General features: G+C 53.2%; 16 protein-coding genes and 3 pseudogenes. 5 read left to right on the plus strand and 14 right to left on the minus strand.

Annotated elements, in window-relative coordinates:
- Positions 1–16 precede the first annotated feature (16 nt).
- Positions 17–103 (minus strand): annotated as a pseudogene (locus tag OMR58_RS22105) (recombinase family protein); the annotation flags it as partial.
- A gap of 190 nt (positions 104–293) precedes the next feature.
- Here OMR58_RS22105 and OMR58_RS22110 point away from each other — a divergent pair.
- Positions 294–2,057 (plus strand): sensor domain-containing phosphodiesterase, encoded by a 1,764-nt coding sequence (locus tag OMR58_RS22110; protein ID WP_264546934.1) that lies wholly within the window; start codon positions 294–296, stop codon positions 2,055–2,057.
- Positions 2,058–2,458: 401 nt separating this feature from the next.
- Positions 2,459–3,112, plus strand: a pseudogene (tnpC, locus tag OMR58_RS22115) (IS66 family transposase); the annotation flags it as partial.
- A 474-nt stretch (positions 3,113–3,586) separates the two neighbouring features.
- On the opposite strand, the gene OMR58_RS22120 reads toward tnpC, so the two are convergent.
- The 3 genes and pseudogenes from OMR58_RS22120 to OMR58_RS22130 all read right to left on the minus strand — a co-directional run bounded on the left by OMR58_RS22120 (position 3,587) and on the right by OMR58_RS22130 (position 8,209).
- Positions 3,587–3,760 carry a DUF488 family protein gene (locus OMR58_RS22120; RefSeq protein ID WP_444861340.1) on the minus strand — a complete coding sequence of 58 codons (174 nt, stop codon included), beginning with the start codon at positions 3,758–3,760 and terminating at the stop codon, positions 3,587–3,589.
- 283 nt (positions 3,761–4,043) lie between these two features.
- Positions 4,044–6,695 (minus strand): excinuclease ABC subunit UvrA, encoded by a 2,652-nt coding sequence (locus OMR58_RS22125; RefSeq protein WP_264546935.1) that lies wholly within the window; start codon positions 6,693–6,695, stop codon positions 4,044–4,046.
- Positions 6,696–7,100: 405 nt separating this feature from the next.
- A pseudogene (locus OMR58_RS22130) lies at positions 7,101–8,209 on the minus strand (S-(hydroxymethyl)glutathione dehydrogenase/class III alcohol dehydrogenase).
- A 160-nt stretch (positions 8,210–8,369) separates the two neighbouring features.
- Between OMR58_RS22130 and OMR58_RS22135 the strand changes: the two are divergent.
- Both OMR58_RS22135 and OMR58_RS22140 read left to right on the plus strand, forming a co-directional pair.
- A protein-coding gene (locus OMR58_RS22135) for an IS3 family transposase (RefSeq protein ID WP_264546936.1) occupies positions 8,370–9,505 on the plus strand; the annotation gives its coding sequence in 2 pieces (ribosomal slippage) (positions 8,370–8,616 and positions 8,616–9,505; 1,137 coding nt in all).
- Positions 9,502–10,080 (plus strand): recombinase family protein, encoded by a 579-nt coding sequence (locus tag OMR58_RS22140; protein ID WP_264546937.1) that lies wholly within the window; start codon positions 9,502–9,504, stop codon positions 10,078–10,080. The genes OMR58_RS22135 and OMR58_RS22140 overlap by 4 nt, the downstream gene beginning before the upstream one ends.
- 18 nt (positions 10,081–10,098) lie before the next feature.
- Here the strand turns inward: OMR58_RS22140 and arsH are convergent, their stop codons facing one another.
- From arsH to OMR58_RS22165, 5 genes are all read right to left on the minus strand, one after another.
- On the minus strand, positions 10,099–10,815 hold the full coding sequence (gene arsH, locus OMR58_RS22145; protein WP_264546938.1) for an arsenical resistance protein ArsH: 717 nt from the start codon (positions 10,813–10,815) through the stop codon (positions 10,099–10,101).
- A gap of 12 nt (positions 10,816–10,827) precedes the next feature.
- Positions 10,828–11,262, minus strand: coding sequence for a glutaredoxin-dependent arsenate reductase (gene arsC, locus OMR58_RS22150; RefSeq protein WP_264546939.1), 435 nt, complete (start codon positions 11,260–11,262; stop codon positions 10,828–10,830).
- 47 nt (positions 11,263–11,309) lie between these two features.
- Positions 11,310–12,593, minus strand: coding sequence for an arsenic transporter (locus OMR58_RS22155; protein WP_264546940.1), 1,284 nt, complete (start codon positions 12,591–12,593; stop codon positions 11,310–11,312).
- A gap of 99 nt (positions 12,594–12,692) precedes the next feature.
- Complete coding sequence (locus OMR58_RS22160) at positions 12,693–13,046, minus strand: metalloregulator ArsR/SmtB family transcription factor (protein ID WP_264546941.1); 354 nt, start codon at positions 13,044–13,046, stop codon at positions 12,693–12,695.
- Positions 13,047–13,520: 474 nt separating this feature from the next.
- The gene (locus OMR58_RS22165; protein WP_264546942.1) at positions 13,521–13,847 is read right to left on the minus strand and encodes a DMT family transporter; all 327 of its coding nucleotides are present in this window, start codon (positions 13,845–13,847) and stop codon (positions 13,521–13,523) included.
- Positions 13,848–14,379: 532 nt separating this feature from the next.
- On the opposite strand from OMR58_RS22165, the gene nhaA reads away from it, so the two are divergent.
- Positions 14,380–15,561 carry a Na+/H+ antiporter NhaA gene (nhaA, locus tag OMR58_RS22170; RefSeq protein ID WP_347710577.1) on the plus strand — a complete coding sequence of 394 codons (1,182 nt, stop codon included), beginning with the start codon at positions 14,380–14,382 and terminating at the stop codon, positions 15,559–15,561.
- 1,143 nt (positions 15,562–16,704) lie between these two features.
- On the opposite strand, the gene OMR58_RS22175 is transcribed toward nhaA, so the two are convergent.
- The 5 genes from OMR58_RS22175 to OMR58_RS22190 all read right to left on the minus strand — a co-directional run bounded on the left by OMR58_RS22175 (position 16,705) and on the right by OMR58_RS22190 (position 19,827).
- Entirely contained in the window at positions 16,705–17,748 is a 1,044-nt protein-coding gene (locus OMR58_RS22175) for a Replication protein (RefSeq protein ID WP_264546943.1), read from the minus strand.
- Positions 17,741–17,812 (minus strand): hypothetical protein, encoded by a 72-nt coding sequence (locus OMR58_RS26085; RefSeq protein ID WP_444861341.1) that lies wholly within the window; start codon positions 17,810–17,812, stop codon positions 17,741–17,743. Before OMR58_RS26085 ends, OMR58_RS22175 begins: the two co-directional genes overlap by 8 nt.
- A gap of 191 nt (positions 17,813–18,003) precedes the next feature.
- A complete protein-coding gene (gene repA / locus OMR58_RS22180; RefSeq protein WP_264546944.1) occupies positions 18,004–18,300 on the minus strand; it encodes a replication regulatory protein RepA in 297 nt (98 codons plus the stop codon).
- A gap of 238 nt (positions 18,301–18,538) precedes the next feature.
- A complete protein-coding gene (locus tag OMR58_RS22185) occupies positions 18,539–19,168 on the minus strand; it encodes a DUF2726 domain-containing protein (RefSeq protein ID WP_264546945.1) in 630 nt (209 codons plus the stop codon).
- A gap of 149 nt (positions 19,169–19,317) precedes the next feature.
- On the minus strand, positions 19,318–19,827 hold the full coding sequence (locus OMR58_RS22190) for a hypothetical protein (RefSeq protein WP_264546946.1): 510 nt from the start codon (positions 19,825–19,827) through the stop codon (positions 19,318–19,320).
- Between the last annotated feature and the right edge of the window lie 3 nt (positions 19,828–19,830).

The raw sequence follows: 19,830 nt of genomic DNA on the forward strand, positions 1-19,830 counted from the left end.
GCCTCAGAAAATGTGCTTAATTTTCAGGCCTGAACAGGGCCTGAATCCTGCAGACCTGAGATGTACTGTAACCGGTGGCCTCAGCAGTTTCTCTTATGCTCAGTGTATGGAAATATAGGGGCCAATCCAGCCCCGGGGCGACATTTCCGGGAGACAATCAACTGGAAACATTTTAATGTGAGAGTTTATGCAGGTCACAGCGTATGTATTACCACATGCCATTGGAAGAATGATGCATGCTACCTTTGAGTGTGGAATAACCAGAAGCCTATTGCGCCGGAGGATGCCTTGCCATGTTGACCGATCTCAGCAGAGATGAAAGTAAAAAACTTGCGGCAATCGACTTGTTGAAAAATCCTGACAAGGGCCGGGATGATGCGTTAAAAAAATATACTCATCTAATATGCCAATTGCTGAACATGCCGATGGGCTTTGTTTCTGTTCTCGATGAAGAAAAGCAATACATCAAATCAGCCCAAAATGTTGCCGTCACGGAAATCAGCCTGAACGAGGCATTTTGCGTACAGACCCAGGAACAGAGTAAGACATTCATTTGTCATGACACTCATCAGCACCCTACCTTTCGTGACTATCGCGCGGTGAAAGAGGCTCCATTCATTCGCTTTTATGCAGGCTGCCCACTTAAAACCCAGGATGGAGTATCCATAGGTACCTTGTGTATCCTCGATACTCAGCCCAGGGAACTTTCAGACGAGCAGCTCGATCTTTTTGAAAAGATTGCAGGACTTATATCGGATTTTCTGGCCTCGTGGCACTCCGTCGGCTACCTCGATATAGTCACGCTATTACCAAACCGGCAGCGACTACTGAAGGATATAGAGGTTTCAACTGAAGGCGCATTCAGGCTCGTTATTATTGATTGTATTGATATGCCATTAGCCTACGAAATGGCTCGCTCACTCGGTATGACTGCCGTAGAAAATGTACTTCGTAATATGGTCGCAGAGCTGCAGATCCGCCTACCTTTAGAAGGGCCGCTCTACGCTGTGGCAGTTGGACGATTTGCCTTTTTTACCCATAAGGAAAAAACTCGGACATTAGAAGATATATCTCAAAGCCTTCAGGGGATCCAGGCCAGGCTTACCCCTGAAGTTCGCCTTGATCTGGATATTCACATGGGTGACTCCGGGCTTTGCGATAAATCTCTGACATCGAATGAAATTCTGCGCCGTGCAGTCAGCGCATTGCATGAAGGGATAAGTCAGGGGCGCCGGTTTACAGTTTATGATGACGCACTGGATAGCCGTAAGAAGACTGATTTCAGCCTTCTTACTGAAGTTAGACAAGCGCTAAAAGAAAACCAGGGCTTATATCTGGTTTATCAGCCGAAAATCTCACTGGTGACAGGGCGTGTAACCGGAGCCGAAGCTTTGCTTCGATGGAAACATCCTAAAAATGGCGAAGTGTTGCCGGGTGTGTTTATTCCTCTGGTCGAAAAGACCAGCCTGATGCGTGAGCTCACAGCATGGGTTATCGATCACACTATTGTGCAACTGAGTGCCTGGCAAAGCCGTGGACTTTATTTACCTGTGTCGATTAATCTGGCTGCCAGTGATTTTTCAAGACCAGATTTCTGCGATGAGCTGGAACAGAAAATGCTGGACGCGCGTCTGGATCCCGCCCTGCTGGGGGTGGAGTGTCTGGAAACCGAGAAGATGCTGGAAAGCCCCGCTGCACTTATCGGCCTGGACATGCTCAAACAACGCGGATTTAAAATATCTCTGGATGATTTTGGTTCCGGATACAACAACATTAATTACCTGCGACAAATCCCGATGGACATCATCAAGCTTGACCGCTCTATTGTGAGTAAGGTTGCTGGCGACAATGCCAGCCGCATTATTGTTCGCAACGTTATCGCACTCCTCAAGCAGCTCGACTATATCGTTCTGGCCGAAGGAGTCGAGGATGCCAGGAGCGTTGATATTTTAAGAAGGCTGGGCTGCGATGAAGTTCAGGGCTATTATTTTGCCAAACCGATGACCCCTGATGCTTTTGAAACCTGGTATCACGGCAGAGACGAAGCCTTAAAGTGAACGAGTATTAAGTAAATACGTATGCTCACCTGCCCGTAATATATAAATAAGAAGGGAACTGGTCACCCTGACCTGCTCTCCATTGATTATCAGAGGCCGATGTTAGTCATGCATCCGGGTAATCATTACAAATTCTCACTTACGCTTCTAGCTCTTAGCAGTCTTAGAGACTGTCATGGCATATTACCAGGCGTAGAAACCCTGCGAGGGTAGGGTTATTACGCCTTTGCTGTTGAGAAAGGTAGTTTAATTTGCAACCGACTTCACTCCCATTGATTAGTAAGCGTCAACTCAGCACCGTCTGGTTAAATTCGCCTCTCCCTGTAATTTAAGCGTCCACTTATTCTAATTAGGTAGACACCTGATGACTGACTTAAAATTTCTATCACGCCAGCGTTACACATCCGCAGTCGCATCTTGCGGGGTTCAGCGGGGTGTTGCAGGCGGACGCGTACGCCGGGTTCAACGAGCTGTACCGCGAAGGCCATTTAAAGGAAGCGGCGTGCTGGGCGCACGCACGGCGCAAAATCCACGACGTGCACGTGCGGACGCCCTCTGACACCACGACCGAAGCGCTGTGCCGTATCGGCGAGCTGTATGGCATCGAGGCGGGCATCCGGGGCAAAAGCGCGGCGGTACGGCTGGCCATTCGGCAGGAAAAAGCGGTACCGCTGCTGACCGCGCTGGAAGGCTGGCTGCGTGAAAAGCAGAAAACGCTGTCACGGCACTCGGAGCTGTCGAAGGCGTTCGCGTACGCGCTGAACCAGTGGGATGCGCTGAAATACTACGCGAGCGACGGTTGGGCAGAGCCTGACAACAATATCGCGGAAAACGCGCTGCGGACGGTGAGTCTGGGTCGGAAAAATTACCTGTTCTTCGGGTCGGACCACAGTGGCGTTCGTGGTGCGCAGCTGTACGGGTTAATCGGGAGTTGCCGTCTGAACGGCATCGATCCAGAGAGTTATCTTCGTCACGTGCTGTCAGTTATCGCCGACTGGCCGGTCAATCGCGTGGGTGAGTTACTGCCGTGGCGCATCACGCTGCCCGGGGAATGATCTCCAGGCCATCCTGTCAATACGGCGCTCGCTGTACACTTACGGACAACATATTTATCGGATCCGAGAAAAGGCTTTATGATGAGCGCCGTACCACGCCCGGCCGCTGGCTGGGCTGGTACACTTTTAACGTCAGCAAAAAATAAAAGAAAGCGAGGAGTTCACGTCTTTTTATCTGACGGTCGAAGACGGACAGGCCCTGCCTGATTACCGATCGGGACAGTACGTGGCGCTCCCTGTCTTTATCCCTGAACTGGGCTATAGCTTATCCGGCATGCCCGGGGCCGGTTACCTGTATATTTCCGTGAAACGCGAAGATACGCATGCGGAAGGACAGGATCCTAGTTATGTCTCATCAACCCTCCATAATGTCGTCAGTGAAGGCGACACGGTAGACCTGAGCGCGCCGGCGGGTCACTTCTTTTTATTGAACCCCAAATAGTGAAAAAAACAGATACGTAAGTGCGAGCATTACTATAAATGGATGATACTGACATCAGACCATTTTCCTGCCATTTCCCGTGTCGGGGCATGATCAGGCCAGTGTTCATAATCCATTCCACACAATGTACGGGAGAAGTATTTCAGATCGTCCCGTTTTGCGAAACCAGCCAGCTGAGAACGATTATTGAGGCGAACATCCATAATACGTTTCGCTCCTGATTATTTGAGTCGGGTAAAAAGTGTTCCGCAGAAGATTGTGTGAAGCCAATGGTGAATATTCTCATCAGATTATCTTTTACCTGTTCACAACAGTGTTAATAAGCGCCGTATGAAAATCATGATCCCGGCACGCTATTTTGTTATCCATTACTGACAAATTTCTCGTTAGTACAAGTATCACAATAAATATAATATACCTGCGGGAGATTACTGATACAGAACACGCCGGGAATGTGCCGCCATTGAAGCAATGACGACACAGCCCTTTTTAACCGTTCCGTGAGAGTTCCCTGGCAATATACTGTGCGGTACGGCTTTCTTTGACCTGCGATACCTGTTCGGGAGTTCCTGCGGCAACTAGGCGTCCTCCCTCATGTCCCGCTCCAGGACCGATGTCGATAACCTGGTCTGCCTGAGTAACCGCCCGCATATCGTGTTCAATCATTATCACCGTATTTTCTGCATCAACAAGCCGCTGCAGCTGCACAAGGAGACGGTCGGCGTCTGAAGCATGCAGGCCGGTTGTCGGTTCATCTAGGATATACAACGTGTGGCCACGTTGGCTACGTTGTAGTTCGGTTGCCAGCTTGATCCTTTGCGCCTCCCCTCCGGATAACTCGGTTGCTGGTTGTCCCAGACGCAGGTAGCCCAGACCAATTTCACTCAGCAGACGGAGGGGACGAGCCACTGGTTCTTCAGTCGCAAAGAACTGACTGGCTTCATCCACCGTCATATGCAGGACCTCCGCGATATTTTTGTCCTGCCAGCAGATCCTGAGAGTATCCCGGTTATACCGCGCGCCATGGCAGGTCGGGCACGGTGCATACACGCTCGGCATAAACAACAGCTCCACGCTGACGAATCCTTCACCTTCACAGGTTGCACAGCGGCCTTTTGCCACATTGAAAGAGAATTGACCCGCATCGTAATGATGGAGTTTGGCGTCAGTCGTTCCGGCAAAGAGCTTACGAACAGGATCAAACAACCCGGTATATGTCGCCAGGTTTGAACGGGGGGTCCTGCCTATCGGTTTCTGGTCAACCTGAACCAGACGCTTTACCAGTCCGGTATCACCGGTCAGGGTACCGTACGTTTTCTCCGTTACGGATGGCCCCTCAGCGTCGCTGGCTTCGGAAAGCACGTCTTCTGGCTCACCGCCAAGTGAAGAAAGCACCAGTTCCGGTAAGGCCTGGGCAATCAGACTGGATTTACCGGAGCCAGAGACTCCCGTCACGGCTGTCAGCACACCCAGAGGAATATCAACATCGATCCACTTAAGATTGTGGCGATGGATCCCCTGCAGTTTCAGCCACCCGGATGGGATACGGGCAAAAGATTGTGGTGGCCGGACTTCATCAAATAAATAACGCGCGGTACGAGATTGGGTGACGGCTTTCAGATCTTCAGGAATACCACTGTAGAGAACATGTCCCCCCTGTTCACCAGCAGACGGTCCCACATCAACAAGCCATTGCGCCCGTCGCATCAGGTCAAGATCATGTTCAACGACAAACACCGAGTTGCCGGCATCACGAAGGTTCTCAAGCGCATCGTAAAGCGCTTTACTGTCTGAGGGGTGCAGACCCGCAGACGGTTCATCAAGAACATAGACCACACCAAACAGCATCGAACTGAGTTGCGTGGCAAGACGCAGTCGCTGAAGCTCTCCGGCAGATAGAGTTGGGGTTGCTCTGTCCAGAGTAAGATAACCCAGCCCCAGCTTCTGCAACTGATACAACCGGGCCATGACACCACCGGTCAGCCGTTGTGCCGCCAGTCGTTTCTCTTCCGATAACGCCGATGTCCGGCGGACATCGGGTGTCACGGAATGGACCGCTTTTCCGGATGCAGCACGCTCTGTCAGATCCCGACGGGTGATATCCCTGTCGGCATCTGCGCCGGCGTGGTGGGCACTGAAATCCCCCCGGGAGATTGGAAGGAGCAATTCCGCCAGCTGGTCTAAGGGCATCTGCATAAATTCACCAATGTCCACACCGGCAAAGGTGACGGACAATGATTCTGACTTCAGCCTTTTCCCGTGACAGACCGGACACAGCTTGCCTTCCATAAAACGGGAGACTCGTTTTCTCATCAACGCGCTTTGCGTGCTGGCGAAGGTATGTAGCACATAACGACGTGCCCCGGTGAAGGTCCCCATATAACCCGGCGTCATTTTTTTCCTGACGGCTTCACGCGTATCTTCCGGACTCAGTCCCGGGAAAACCGGTACCGTGGGGGTTTCTTCGGTAAAAAGGATCCACTGACGGTCTTCCGCTGGCAGATTTTTCCAGGGAGTGTCGATGTCATACCCCAGCGTCACCAGAATATCCCGCAGATTCTGTCCGTGCCAGGCCGGGGGCCAGGAAGCAATAGCCCTTTCACGGATACTAAGTGAGGGATCGGGCACCATCAGTGTTTCAGTTACCTCATAGATATGGCCCAGACCATGGCAAGAAGGGCATGCCCCCTGCGGCGTGTTGGGAGAAAAATCCTCGGCATACAGCATCGTCTGTCCGGCAGGATAAGCGCCCGCCCGTGAGTACATCATTCGCACCAGACTGGATAAGGTGGTCACGCTGCCGACAGAGGAGCGCGCGTTACTGGCACCGCGTTGTTGCTGAAGCGCAACGGCTGGCGGCAGTCCGTCAATGGCATCCACATCCGGAACCCCGACCTGATCAATGAGGCGACGAGCGTAAGGGGCAACCGATTCAAAGTAGCGCCGTTGCGCCTCAGCATAAATGGTGCCAAAGGCCAGTGAAGACTTACCCGAGCCTGACACACCCGAAAAAACAACCAATGCGTTGCGCGGAATGGAAACATCCACCTCTTTAAGGTTGTTCTCGCGAGCACCGCGAATCACAACTGAATTGCTGTCGTCAGTCAGGATGGGATGATAACCGAAAAGTTTCTTTGCCATAGAATTTCCTGTGTTAGGTGTGTCCGCTCTTAATAAGGCCACCTCTTGTGACGGTATCTGGTGGTGTGCCGGACCGCTCGATCAGAAAGCCCGTCGAAAAAAGCGTTTGTGTGACCGGAAACAGATTGCTGTAGCTGGGCCCGGTGGTACCATGTGGGACACCGCTGAAGTTTCAGCGGTACCCTGCGGATCCGCCTTCTGTATGAGAACTGGCTGGCGGCGTACCCGGGACCGGAGATTTGGCTCCCGTGATAATGCGGGCTCCCCAGTACGCGACGCTGTGGTTCCAGACCCAGCTGATGGCGACACTCAGGCGGTTTCGGGTACCAATTAAAAAATACAGATGAATAATCTTCCAGAACCACCACGCCAGTGCTCCTCGGAAGTACGTCAGGGATCCGGTGATCAGTAGTGGATCACCGTACGAATAGATCTACCTTCGTGCATCAGGTCGAAGGCTTCATTGATGTCATCCAGACCCATGGTATGGGTCACGAAAGGCGCCAGATCGATCTCACCTTTCATGGCGTCTTCTACCATGCCAGGAAGCTGGGTCGGCCTTTAACACCACCAAAAGCAGAGCCCTTCCATACACGACAGGTGACCAGCTGGAACGGGCGCGTGGAGATCTCTTTACCGGCGCCTGCGACACCAATGATAACTGACTGACCCCAGCCGCGGTGCGCGGATTCAAGCGCAGAACGCATGACGTTTACATTGCCGATACACTCAAACGTGTGGTCAACACCCCAGCCAGTCAGCTCAATGAGAACGTCCTGGATAGGTTTGTCATAGTCTTTCGGGTTAATGCAGTCTGTTGCCCCGAATGAGCGGGCCAGTTCAAATTTCTCAGGGTTGGTAGCGATGGCAAAGATACGCCCCGCTTTTGCCTGACGTGCACCCTGCACCGCTGCAAGGCCAATGCCGCCCAAGCCAAAAATAGCGACCGAGTCACCTGGCTGTACTTTGGCGGTATTGTGTACTGCGCCGATACCTGTCGTAACACCGCAACCCAGAAGACACACATGCTCATGATTCGCCTACGGATTGATTTTGGCTAAAGACACTTCAGCGACAACGGTATATTCACTGAAGGTGGAGCAGCCCATATAGTGGAAAAGCGGCTGACCTTTGTAAGAGAAACGGGTGGTGCCATCAGACATGAGTCCTTTACCCTGCGTAGCACGAACAGAGATACACAGGTTAGTTTTGCCGGATTTACAGAACAGACATTCGCCACATTCTGCGGTGTAAAGCGGAATAACATGGTCGCCAGGTTTAACGCTAGTGACGCCTTCACCCACTTCCACAACAACGCCGGCACCTTCGTGCCCCAGAACCGCCGGGAAGACACCTTCCGGATCGTCACCAGACAAGGTAAATGCATCGGTATGACAGACACCGGTGTGGGTTATTTTTACCAGAACTTCACGTTTACGAGGTGGTTCCACATCAATCTCAACGATCTCAAGCGGCTTACCAAGTCCAGATGCAACAGCTGCACGTGATTTTATATGTCATTTCCTTTCATTACAGTTTAAGACCCCATCAGACATCTGCCTGGCAGAGTTAACGGAGATAGGAGCCGACTATCGAAATGGTGTCGTCGATTGACTGGACTGACCCCGCCCCGGTAGACGATCCTGCCCTATAGTTTGAGCATAGGAGGAGCGTATGGGTACACCACGATTTACACCTGAATTTAAGGAAGAAGCCGTCCGTCAGATAACGGAACGCGGTTATTCCGTCGCCGAAGTTTCTGACCGGCTGGGCGTTTCAGCACACAGTCTCTATAAGTGGTTACGGGCTATTAAACCCGATAACAGCGAGCAGCATGCCCGTGATTTACTGGAAGCGAAAAGCGAGATCCTGAAGCTCAGGGCCCAACTGAAGCGCACTGAGGAAGAACGGGACATACTGAAAAAGGCCGCGCGGTACTTTGCAAGGGAGCCCGACTGAAGTACCGCTTTATCAATGAGCACCGCACTGTATGGGGTGTCATGACGATGTGTCGGGTGTTGTGCGTTGCCCGGGCCGGGTTTTATGCGTGGCTGCACAACCCGGTCTCCGCGCGGGATAAAGATAACCAGCGTCTGCTGACGCTTATCCGTGACTCCTATTCACTGAGCGGAGGCGTATACGGTTACCGCCGGGTTCATGGCGACCTGAACGAAATCGGGGAAATCTGCGGTAAAAACCGGGTGTGCCGTATTATGCAACTGAACCGGATTAAAGCCGTGCGCGGCTATAAAGCTCCGCGTCGTATCGCTGGCAGACCTTCAGTGGTTGCGCCTAATCGTGTGCAGCGGCAGTTTACCGTTGTCCGGGCCAATCAGGTCTGGGTCACCGATATTACTTATATCCGCACCTGGCAGGGCTGGCTGTATCTGGCGGTGGTTATCGATCTCTTCGCCCGTAACGTGGTTGGCTGGTCGATGAAGCCCACTCTCTCTCGCGAACTCGCGCTGGACGCTCTGATGATGGCCGTGTGGCGTCGAAAACCGGACGGCGAGGTTATCGTACATAGCGATCAGGGCAGCCAGTACGGCAGTGACGACTGGCAGCGCTTCTGCCGGGCCAATAACCTGGCGCCGAGCATGAGCAGGCGTGGCAACTGCTGGGATAATGCAGTGGCCGAATCGTTCTTCAGTTCGCTGAAAAAAGAATGGATCAGAAAACGCATTTATAAAACCAGGGATCTGGCCCGGGCGGATATCTTCGATTACATTGAAGTGTTCTACAACCGGGCCCGGCGTCACAGTCACCTGGGTGGCGTCAGTCCTGAGGCCTTTGAAAAGGCCTCGCCGTGAGGACAGCGAATGTCTATGGGAATGGGGTCACTCCAGTATCGACCAGTCATCAAAAACTGACGGTGCAGATTTCCGAGTTCAAAATTGCCGGAGTCCGGGATGACCGGATTTTTACCGACATGATGTCCGGGGCAACGGACGAACGCGAGGGACTGCAAAGGCTGCTTGCCCGCGCCGAAAAGGATGACATTATACTTTGTACTAAAATGGACCGGCTTGGGCGCAATACTGCGGACATGATCCACATAGTGGATGCTTGCCATAAGAAAGGAATATCCATCAGGTTTCTTGAAAATGGTCTGAGCACAGAAGGTACAATGGGTAAAATGGTTATTCAGATCCTTGCGGCCGTTGCAGAAGCAGAGCGTGAACGCATACTGGAACGAACTAACGATGGCAGGATAATTGCCATGGCGGCCGGAGTTAAGTTCGGACGAAAACCCCATCAAAAATCAGCAGTGGCCAGAGAACTCATTTCCAGGAAGATACCCGTTAAAACCGTTATGGAGAAAACGGGCATATCCCGGGCGACGTATTTTCGTCTGAAAAAATGCGCACCGGGTGCTGATGAATAAAGCAGAGCGGCTGATTTTTTAAATATCCCGCTGATTCACTCTGGCCGAAAGTTGTGCTGCATTTTCTTTACGTTCACTGTAACGATCGGCGAGATACTCGTTGTTGCCGCGCAGGAGTAGCGTGAATTTCATCAGTTCCTCCATCACATCCACTATCCTGTCGTAATATGAAGAGGGAAGCATACGGCCTGTGTTATCGAACTGCTGCCACGCTTTGGCTACCGATGACTGGTTAGGGACAGTAAACATGCGCATCCAGCGTCCCAGGATGCGCATCTGGTTCAGAGCATTGAAAGACTGTGAACCCCCGCTGACCTGCATGATTGCCAGCGTCTTCCCCTGAGTGGGCCTTACGGCGCCTTCAGACAGGGGGATCCAGTCAATCTGCGCTTTCATAATTCCGGTCATGGCACCGTGACGCTCCGGGGAACACCACACCATACCCTCAGACCAGCGAACCCATTCTCTGAGTTCCTGCACCCTGGGATGCGAATCAGGCGCATCATCAGGCAGGGGTAATCCTGAAGGGTTGAAAATCCTGACTTCTGCGCCCATTGATTCAAGTAGGCGCGCCGCTTCCTCTGTCGCCAGCCTGCTGTATGAGCGTTCACGCAGTGAACCGTACAGCATCAGGATCCTGACGGGCTGCCTGACTGCAGAGACAGTGAGCCGCTCCTCAGTGATTTCGCTATCAAAAATCCCGACATCAATATTGAGTAACGTGTTCTTTATCATGTTCAAAATCCCTTATATCTGCTTCCCGACTCTTTGCCCCTGGTCGTCAATTACTGCCTCGCCGTCTTCTTTGATAAACGCGCCCTGCTGAGGGTCGGGGAGAATATCCAGAACCGCTTCCGACGGGCGGCAGAGTTTTGTGCCGAGCGGCGTCACCACGACCGGGCGGTTGATGAGGATGGGATGAGCGAGCATGGCATCCAGTAACTCATCATCGCTGAAGCGGTCTTCAGCCAGCCCCAGCTGCTCATAAGGCTCCGTGTTTTTACGCAGCAACGCGCGCACGCTGATACCCATGTCTGCAATCAGCTTTTTAAGCAGGTCACGCGACGGCGGTGTCTCCAGATACAGGATGATGGTCGGCTCCGTGCGCGTATTGCGGATAAGCGCCAGAGTGTTACGGGACGTGCCGCAGGCCGGGTTGTGGTAAATGGTAATGTCGGTCATGAGATCCTCCGATCGGGGCTGCAGTCTGGCGGCCCGTGGGTTTCAGGTTAAACACTCAGGCGCAGGGCCAGCGCGGCCAGCGTCACGAAAAGTACCGGCAGGGTCATCACGATGCCCACCCGGAAATAGTAGCCCCAGCTGATGGTGATGTTTTTCTGTGCCAGAACGTGGAGCCACAGCAGGGTGGCCAGGCTGCCGATGGGGGTGATTTTCGGGCCGAGGTCGCAGCCGATAATGTTGGCGTAAATCATCGCCTCCTTCACCACGCCCTGAGCGGCACTGCCATCAATGGAAAGTGCACCGATCAGCACGGTGGGCATGTTGTTCATGACCGAAGACAGAAAGGCGGTCAGGAATCCGGTACCCAGCGTGGCTCCCCATATGCCGTGCTCTGCAAAGCGGTTCAGCAGCGAGGAGAGATAATCCGTCAGGCCGGCATTTCGCAGGCCGTACACCACCAGATACATGCCCAGCGAGAAGATAACTATCTGCCAGGGCGCACCCTTCAGGACCTTACGTGTATCAATGACGTGCCCCTGTCGGGCAACCAGCCAGAGGATAAACGCCGCCACGGCGGCCACCAGGCTGACCGGCACGCCGAGCGGCTCAAGGGCAAAAAAGCCCGACAGCAGCAGAAGCAATACCACCCAGCCGGTTTTAAAGGTTCGCATATCGCGGATGGCTTCCTGCGGGGCCTTCAGCTTCGCCAGGTCATAGGTGGCCGGAATGTCCCTGCGAAAAAACAGGTGCAGCATAACCAGCGTGGCGGCAACCGAGGCGATATTCACCGGCACCATAACCGAGGCATATTCACTGAATCCCAGCGTAAAGAAGTCCGCCGTAACGATGTTCACCAGGTTCGACACGATAAGCGGCAGGCTGGCGGTGTCCGCAATAAAGCCGGCGGCCATCACAAACGCCAGCGTGGTACCGGAGCTGAAGCCCAGCGCCAGCAGCATGGCAATCACGATGGGGGTGAGTATAAGCGCCGCGCCGTCGTTGGCAAACAGCGCGGCCACCGCCGCGCCCAGCAGCACAATCCAGGTGAACAGCAGCCGGCCCCTGCCGCCACCCCAGCGGGAAACGTGCAGGGCCGCCCATTCGAAGAAGCCGGACTCATCAAGCAGCAGGCTGATAATGATAACCGCGATGAACGTCGCCGTGGCATTCCACACAATCTGCCAGACTGCCGGAATATCCGCAGGATGCACCACGCCGGTCAGCAGCGCCAGCCCGGCCCCGATCGTGGCGCTCCAGCCAATACTGAGGCCCCGGGGCTGCCAGATAACCAGCACCAGGGTCAGAACAAAAATTGCGCCCGCCAGAAACATAACCACTCCCTTTTGCAACGTGTCCGGTTACTCAGCGAAATGAGTGAAGAGTAGCCGCCAGTGAAATATGAAATAACGTATATGTATGAATGATTTTTTTTACAGGCAGACAGCCCGACCGTTGGTGGCGGCATTATCCTGAGCGGCCTGCAGGCATAACGCACGGATATCGTCCCGCTGACACTGGTAAGCCTGCTCAATAACGGCAGCGGCCCAGGCGGGCATGTGCGGTGACAGCCGGTAGTGGATCCACTTTCCGTCGCGGCGGTCAATAAGCAGCCCTCCCTCCCTGAGTAACGCAAGGTGTCGTGATATCTTGGGCTGCGACTGTCTGAGGGTTTCCGAGAGTTCACAGACGCAGAGTTCGCCTTTTTCGCGCAGCAACAACACGAGGCTGAGCCGGGTTTCATCAGAAAGATTTTTAAACAACTGAAGCGGGGATGCGTTTGTCATTTGGCCTCCTGTCAATACAGAGACGCAGTGTCTCTTCACAATGCAATGGCGTCAACAATAAATATGAAAAAGTGAATGTGTTTTATGTGAGGGTTGGCCTGCGTCACTGGCAGAAGCAGGGATGCAGGGTCCCGTATCTGAAGCCAGGCGTGTGTGAACACGGCGTTGACGCCTTCCTGATTTCGTTTATAGTAAAACGCTGTTCTGGTCGTGTCCGGGCCCTGTGCCGGCACTTATCAGGCCTCGCCGCCGGTCCTGAAGGCCCCATTCAGACGGCATAATCCGGTCCTGAAGGCAGACATCCGCCGTAAAGGAGAAATAAAAATATCATGCGTCTTACGCCACCCTGAGTCGTAACCCCTCTCTGTCGCACTGAGTAAACTCAGTCGCGCACTCAAAAACATCCCGTCTGCGGATGTGCTTTTTCATACAAATTTTTTTCCCTCACGGGCTGACCGTATTCAAAGGCTTCTGTCAGCGCTCATCTGAGGTCAGTAGTTTCAGTCCCGTAATCCCGGCCAGAATGAGAAAAAAACAGAAGATCCGCAGCGCACTGCGGTCTTCGCCCAGCATGGTGATGCCATAAGCGCCCGTACCCAGCGCCCCGATCCCCACCCATACCGCATAAGCCGTACCCACGGGAATAGTCCGGGTGGCCAGCGACAGAAGGTACATGCTCAGGCAAATGAATACCGCGCAAAAAATGCCTGGCCATAACCGGGTAAACCCGTCGGTGCGCGGCATGGCCGCCGCGTAAAAGATCTCACAGCATCCGGCAAGCAATAAATATATCCAGCCCAAAACTTCTGTCCTCAGTGTTAACGAAATGCGCCATTTTGCCCTGTGGTATGTCTTTTCTAAAAGCCATTCGTCACCGGCATGGACGGATAATTATCCATCAGCTGCTGTTCAGGCTTTTCAGGGTAATGCGGCTCAGAGCAGCATCTGTCTGCAAATGGTGTCCTGTGTAATCATTCCCCATCACTACCCGTGTCAGTTTACGTTGCCAGCCCTTACTGACAGATATCTTTACACGCGGCCGGTTCGTAAGTTTTCAGCAATTTTCTGGAAACAGTTTGAGTAATTTTTCTCAGAATGGAAACGTACCCTAGCCCCGCCAAGGCTTCGCTTTACGATAATTTACCTGAAGGCGGCCATTTGCCTGACGGTGCATGATAAAATGTAACCACAGACTGACCGCATTTAACTTATTAATTTAATTATCTAAATTTCTTACATCAGTCAATCAGGCTGTGCATTGCATTTTTGGAGTGCACAGTCTCTGGGTTGCCTGATTCACAATTCGTAAGTCAACATCTCAGGGGGAGATTAAGTGACAGAAAACCCAATCGGATTAACCAGTAAAGTTATCAAGCCCGTTTCTAATTTTTTCTGTTCACCTGTAGCGGGCGGTATTGTGCTTATTATTGCTTCGGCAGCCGCTATCATCGTGGCCAATTCGCCCCTCAGGGAAGGTTATGAAGCACTCCTGAAATACAAAACAGCCGGCCTGTCCGTTGAGCACTGGATAAACGATGCCCTGATGGCCGTGTTCTTTATGATGGTCGGGCTGGAAATAAAGCGTGAGCTTGTCACCGGCCAGTTAGCCACCTGGAGCCAGCGTGCGTTGCCGGGCTTTGCCGCACTGGGTGGTATGGCCGTACCTGCCCTGATTTACGTGGGGTTTAATGCCGGTCATGACGAAACCCTTTCCGGCTGGGCCATCCCGGCGGCCACGGATATTGCTTTTGCGCTCGGTGTACTCGCCTTACTGGGCAGTCATGTGCCAGTCTCGCTAAAAATTTTCCTGTCGGCGCTGGCTATTCTGGATGACATGGGGGCGGTGGCTATCATCGCGCTCTTCTATACCAGCAACATTTCGCTTCTGATGCTGGGTGGTGCAGCGGCAATGGTTGCTCTGCTGTTTAGCCTGAACCGTGCCGGCGTGACGCGCCTGCTGCCCTATCTGCTGACGGGGGGAGTACTGTGGTTTTTCATGCTTCAGTCAGGCGTGCATGCCACCGTCGCGGGTATCCTGCTGGCGTTCTTTATCCCGCTGCAAACCAGGAATGCGGCTGATGAAGTGCCTCTGGACAGGCTTGAGCATGCCATCAACCCCTGGGTCACGTTTATGATACTGCCGCTGTTTGGCTTCGCCAATGCGGGCGTCGCGCTGTCGGGCATGACGATGAATGACCTGTTGTCGCCGGTTCCGGTAGGCGTGGCGCTGGGCCTGTTTTTGGGTAAACAGGCAGGTATCTTTGGCCTGTCGCTACTGGCCGTCAGCCTGGGTCTGGCGAAACGACCAGAGAAAAGTACCTGGTTACAAGTTTATGGCGTCTCGGTACTGTGTGGGATTGGTTTTACCATGAGCCTGTTTATCGGCAATCTGGCCTTTACAGGCAGCCCTCTGCTCGTTGATGAGGTCAAGGTGGGGGTTCTGGCAGGATCCATACTGGCCGCTCTGGCCGGTATTTTGATACTGCGCTTTGCGCCTTCGAAGCAAGTCCGGTAACGTATTATCTACAGGAAAATCCCCGTGACAACGGGGATTTCTTCATACTGTCAGTGTATATTCTGAAGAGAAAATTGAAATTATTTAATTTTATTATAAATAAATAATTACCTTTCTATCTTTCACATTTTACAGGCGGAGCCCCGTTCAGATAAGTCAGGATAAACGCTGGCAGATTAGTTAAAATAATATGTTATTCAGGTAAATAGTCGGCTAGCGTGGTTTTTTACACGACTGGCCCTCTAACCCCGTTACCGATACGCAGAAAACTGATTGCAGAATCACCCATATCCGGGCCAGGTTTTAAAGGAAGCCGGCAACCTCAGCCAAAGGTAACTCTGTCGCTGAATGCCGGCGGAGGCCCGCCGCAGGCGGTTACAGGCCAGCATATCCCGCAATCCACCCCTTTCCCTGCCAGACCCAGCTGGACCTGCAGCGACTCCGCGATTATTTACTCCTGAACTGCGGTGATTTGGCGGTGAGCTTCAGCTCGCCGGGAAATCTTTTCCGCAGTGTTAGCGGGCGCCTTGCGGCCGCTTACAAGGGGTAATTCGATTTAGTTACAGCATCCATCTTTTTTCCTGTCCGGGGCCTTTGGCCCCGGGCGGGGAAAACCGGTGGGTAACACAGAGGCACGGCGCCGATGTTCGTCTCTTTCCCGTGTCAGGGGTCACTCTCTGTTTGTTGTAACTAATCTGACTGCCCCGCACCTGGTGCGGGGAGGTGCTTATATTTTCCTGCCAGCGGCGCTGAAGTCTGGGTATCGGGGGTTTATGCCTTGAACGTAGTGAAAGGAGCTATCCCGGATGCAGCGTTAGCTGCTCCGAATACTCCCTTTTTAAAAGGGCATGTTTAGTTCAGAAATAATGTTCGAAATTAAGCATTACTGCGGAAGAGGTTTCGAAATTAATCTGGTGATAAATCTGTCGTTCGAATTTAATCGGTTATTTGATAATGTCTTCGAATTTAACTGAGTATTTAATCACCGTTCACAGGCATTTTTCTGACGGTGATACTGGAAAACCTTACAGGATACGAAGTTTGCCGCCGGTTACGGACGTGCGCCGCCCTGCCGGACTGCCTTTTGCGGCAAAATTCCAGCACCTAAACCGCGATATACGCGGTTAAGTTAAAGGTGGTGTATCAGAGATGTATGCCGGCCTGCTCAAGCAGAAGGGCGTAATAACGCTCAGGATCGGAGAGATGAAGCTGCGGATGCAGTGCCTTTACCGTACGCTCTGCCTGCAGCTGCTGCGCGGTCGTACACTGGCCACTCGCCACCCAGCGCATCCAGCCGGTACGGTTTGGCGTATTATCACGTTTTGCGGCGCGCAGCTGCAGCAGGTTGTCGCTGTGACGGTCGATCTGAGCGCCCAGGTCGTTCTCCAGCTGGCGACGTTCAGCACGCAGCTCCGGACTGACCACCCAGCGTTTTATCTGACGCAGGCGGTTTTTCAGGGAGTGGTGTTTCTCGATATCCATGCCCAGGCGAGCCATGCGTAACAGATGGCGTTCGTATTTCTCTCGCAGTGACTGAGCCACACCTTTTGTAACCGCCCACTGGCGGTATTTGTGCAGCCACTGACGGATATCTTCGACAGCGATCCCGCGTGACGTAAAGCAGCGTTCGGTCAGGAAAATACGCACCGGTTTGTTCTGACCGGAGTCCGTGTCCCTGTCGCGGTGTACAACGACATAGTCCAGTTCTTCCAGCACCCGCAGCGCATGAAGCGCCACGTCATATGCTTTACGTCCGCTCTCATACACATGCAGCGCGTTCATGCGTCTGGCCACGTCTTCCAGGGGAAGCATGACTTCAAACATGTAGTCGCTGTCCGGGCTGTAATCGCTGTTGGCCGCGAGTACCAGCGAAAGCGCGGTGAGCGCTTCCCGGCTCTCTGAACGCGGTGTGATACGCATCGGTTTCGGGCGGAAGGACGGATCGAATATGCGGCCATAGGGTGTGTAGCCGGTACGGCGCAGGGCGATCAGATCGCTGTTACGACACCAGTCGTGCTGACGGAAACAGGCCACCACTTTAGACGCGGTTCCGCGCGGGACGCTGCCGGTAAAAACAGGCGTCAGATGACGATGTGTTTTTGATGACCCACGGCGAAGCCGGTTAGACTCCCCACGGCGGGACGGACGGTAAACATCCTGATGATTTGCTGCTGATGATTCAGGCACAGCCCCCTGCACTTATGTTGCGCAGAAGGAGGGGCCGTTGCAGGTATTGAGTTTTCCTGTGCATGGCACTATACTCCTCCACATAGGACAACAGTTCTATGTGGATTTTGTGGCCCCGTTAATCTTTCCTACCCGCCAAAGTTGAGAAGATTATCGGGGTTTTTGCTTTTCTGAAGCCTGTCAGCCAGTTACTTCATTCCCTGCCACCTTTCGGCGTGGCCCGCCAGAATTCATTAACGCTCTGCAATGTACCACTCAATCCTCGTGCAGGCAATATGGTAACCCCTTCACGCTACGTTCCGGATCAGCTTCCAGTGAGAGTTCTTTCTCAATAAGATATTCGACCAGTGCAGCCTGCGTCATTCCCTTTTCCTTACAGAGCTTTAACAGACCGTCTTTGTAGGCATTACGCATATACAACGTGACTTCTTTATGCGTGTCTTTTTTTCGCAAAAGAGAAAGACGTTTCTTCTCTGCATCTGAGAGACGGTTACCTTTGCGATAAAGCCGTTTGGCTTTTGGAGGAGATTCAGTGTTCAATGCCTGCGACATTTCTTCTCCTGCAGAAAATTTATTCGTCATTTCCGAAGGATACTACAGTTTTAGAAGATCGGCGACTGTCCTGAATCTGAAGTGAGACGCACGTTGGCGCGTGGTCTGAAGATCGGCGCAGGCCCGGCCAGTTGCGGGAAGTTAGCTGGCAGGTTTCCCGATTGCCCTGAATATGTTCTCAATCACGACTGGTAAGTATCAGGTCATGACGGTGTCGGGATTTCTAATCCCTGCAGCGTCATGATCCGCCAACCGCAGGGCGGCAGGAATTGTCTTCAACCGCCTCTGGAGATGATCCGGCGGCTGACCCGTTATCGCGCAATGAGAGAAAATGGATAACCTGCTGCTGCAGCTCCGCCCGGTCATAACCCCGCAGAAGGGGAATATCCGCCTGACGCATGACTTCGTTGAGCAGAATATCGCGCCGGCGACGTGCTGGTTTGAGGTGAGAACGGTCGTCCAGCTCGACGGCGGCCACTACGGTGAAGGTTGCCCGGTCAACAATCACCACATCGCAGTGCCACTTCGAAACCAGGCTGAAGAGTTTCCACCATGCCTTGCTGCGGGGACGCACGCCAGAGGATATCTGAACGATATCGGCAACCCTGACCTGCGGGCACAGATACCACCGCCCGGCGTCCGTGCCCCTTAGCAGTTCATGGAAAAAATGTGTCTCCCGGTCGGTCAGTAATTGCCCCCTGCGGCTCCATAAGGTGTTCCTGGACATCATCTGTTCGGTTTCTCCCGGTCTGACGCCGGCCTCTTTCAGCGCTTTCAATAACGGTGGCTGTTCCTGCTCCTGGCTCATAACTTTCAGTATCATGAAAGCGGCCACAATAATGACGACAAGGATCAGCATGGTTGTCATGCTCATGGGTAACTCCTGAGTTGTTTGAGGGTGTAACAGACTGCTGCTGTCAGAACGGCGCTGATGGCCAGCGCCGCCCTTCAGAGTTTCAGCATTCAGGAAAAAAACAATGAGATGGGGTAATCTTAGTAGTGGCAGGCGGTGTTTTTTCAGTCACCTTTTCCCGTTAAAAGCAGATTCACCAGGCTGGTATCCGACATGCACTGCCTGACCAGATTTGCTCCGGCTGCGAACGCAGCAATATTAATGACAGACCCCAGCCACATCGCCGGGTGCTCCACTGCCATCCCGGTGACTGGCGGGAATATCAGCGCGATCGTCACCAGCGCACCGATAAGCAGGTTCTGCCTGCCGCTTCTGACAAACCGCCGCCCTTTCCGCCGTACCAGATACGGATGCAGAAGCAACGTCACCGGCATCATGGCCGGTCGGGTACGCATATTCTGCAGCGGCCTGGTTTCGCTTTCCGTTAACCCGTGTTCGCGGATAAATCGCGAAAGGTGTTCCGTTGTGATGCTGTCAGTCACATTCCCGGCCGCGCCGTAGGTGTCGCGGCTCCAGCGCCTGAGAAGGCAGCCTCTTTCACTCAGCTCAGGCAGCATGACGAAGAGAACCAGCAGGGCCACCGCTGCGGTGACAATAACGAGAAATCCGCTCATCGA

Source organism: Erwinia sp. INIA01 (genome assembly GCF_025947915.1).
Lineage (GTDB): Bacteria > Pseudomonadota > Gammaproteobacteria > Enterobacterales > Enterobacteriaceae > Erwinia > Erwinia coffeiphila.

What these genes read in the sequence shown, in the direction of transcription:
- arsC (WP_264546939.1), bottom strand. Translation starts at nt 11,262, where the DNA reads ATGACCGACATTACCATTTACCACAACCCGGCCTGCGGCACGTCCCGT.
- OMR58_RS22110 (WP_264546934.1), top strand. Translation starts at nt 294, where the DNA reads ATGTTGACCGATCTCAGCAGAGATGAAAGTAAAAAACTTGCGGCAATC.
- OMR58_RS22190 (WP_264546946.1), bottom strand. Translation starts at nt 19,827, where the DNA reads ATGAGCGGATTTCTCGTTATTGTCACCGCAGCGGTGGCCCTGCTGGTT.
- OMR58_RS22160 (WP_264546941.1), bottom strand. Translation starts at nt 13,046, where the DNA reads ATGACAAACGCATCCCCGCTTCAGTTGTTTAAAAATCTTTCTGATGAA.
- arsH (WP_264546938.1), bottom strand. Translation starts at nt 10,815, where the DNA reads ATGATAAAGAACACGTTACTCAATATTGATGTCGGGATTTTTGATAGC.
- OMR58_RS22125 (WP_264546935.1), bottom strand. Translation starts at nt 6,695, where the DNA reads ATGGCAAAGAAACTTTTCGGTTATCATCCCATCCTGACTGACGACAGC.
- OMR58_RS22155 (WP_264546940.1), bottom strand. Translation starts at nt 12,593, where the DNA reads ATGTTTCTGGCGGGCGCAATTTTTGTTCTGACCCTGGTGCTGGTTATC.
- repA (WP_264546944.1), bottom strand. Translation starts at nt 18,300, where the DNA reads ATGTCGCAGGCATTGAACACTGAATCTCCTCCAAAAGCCAAACGGCTT.
- OMR58_RS22185 (WP_264546945.1), bottom strand. Translation starts at nt 19,168, where the DNA reads ATGACAACCATGCTGATCCTTGTCGTCATTATTGTGGCCGCTTTCATG.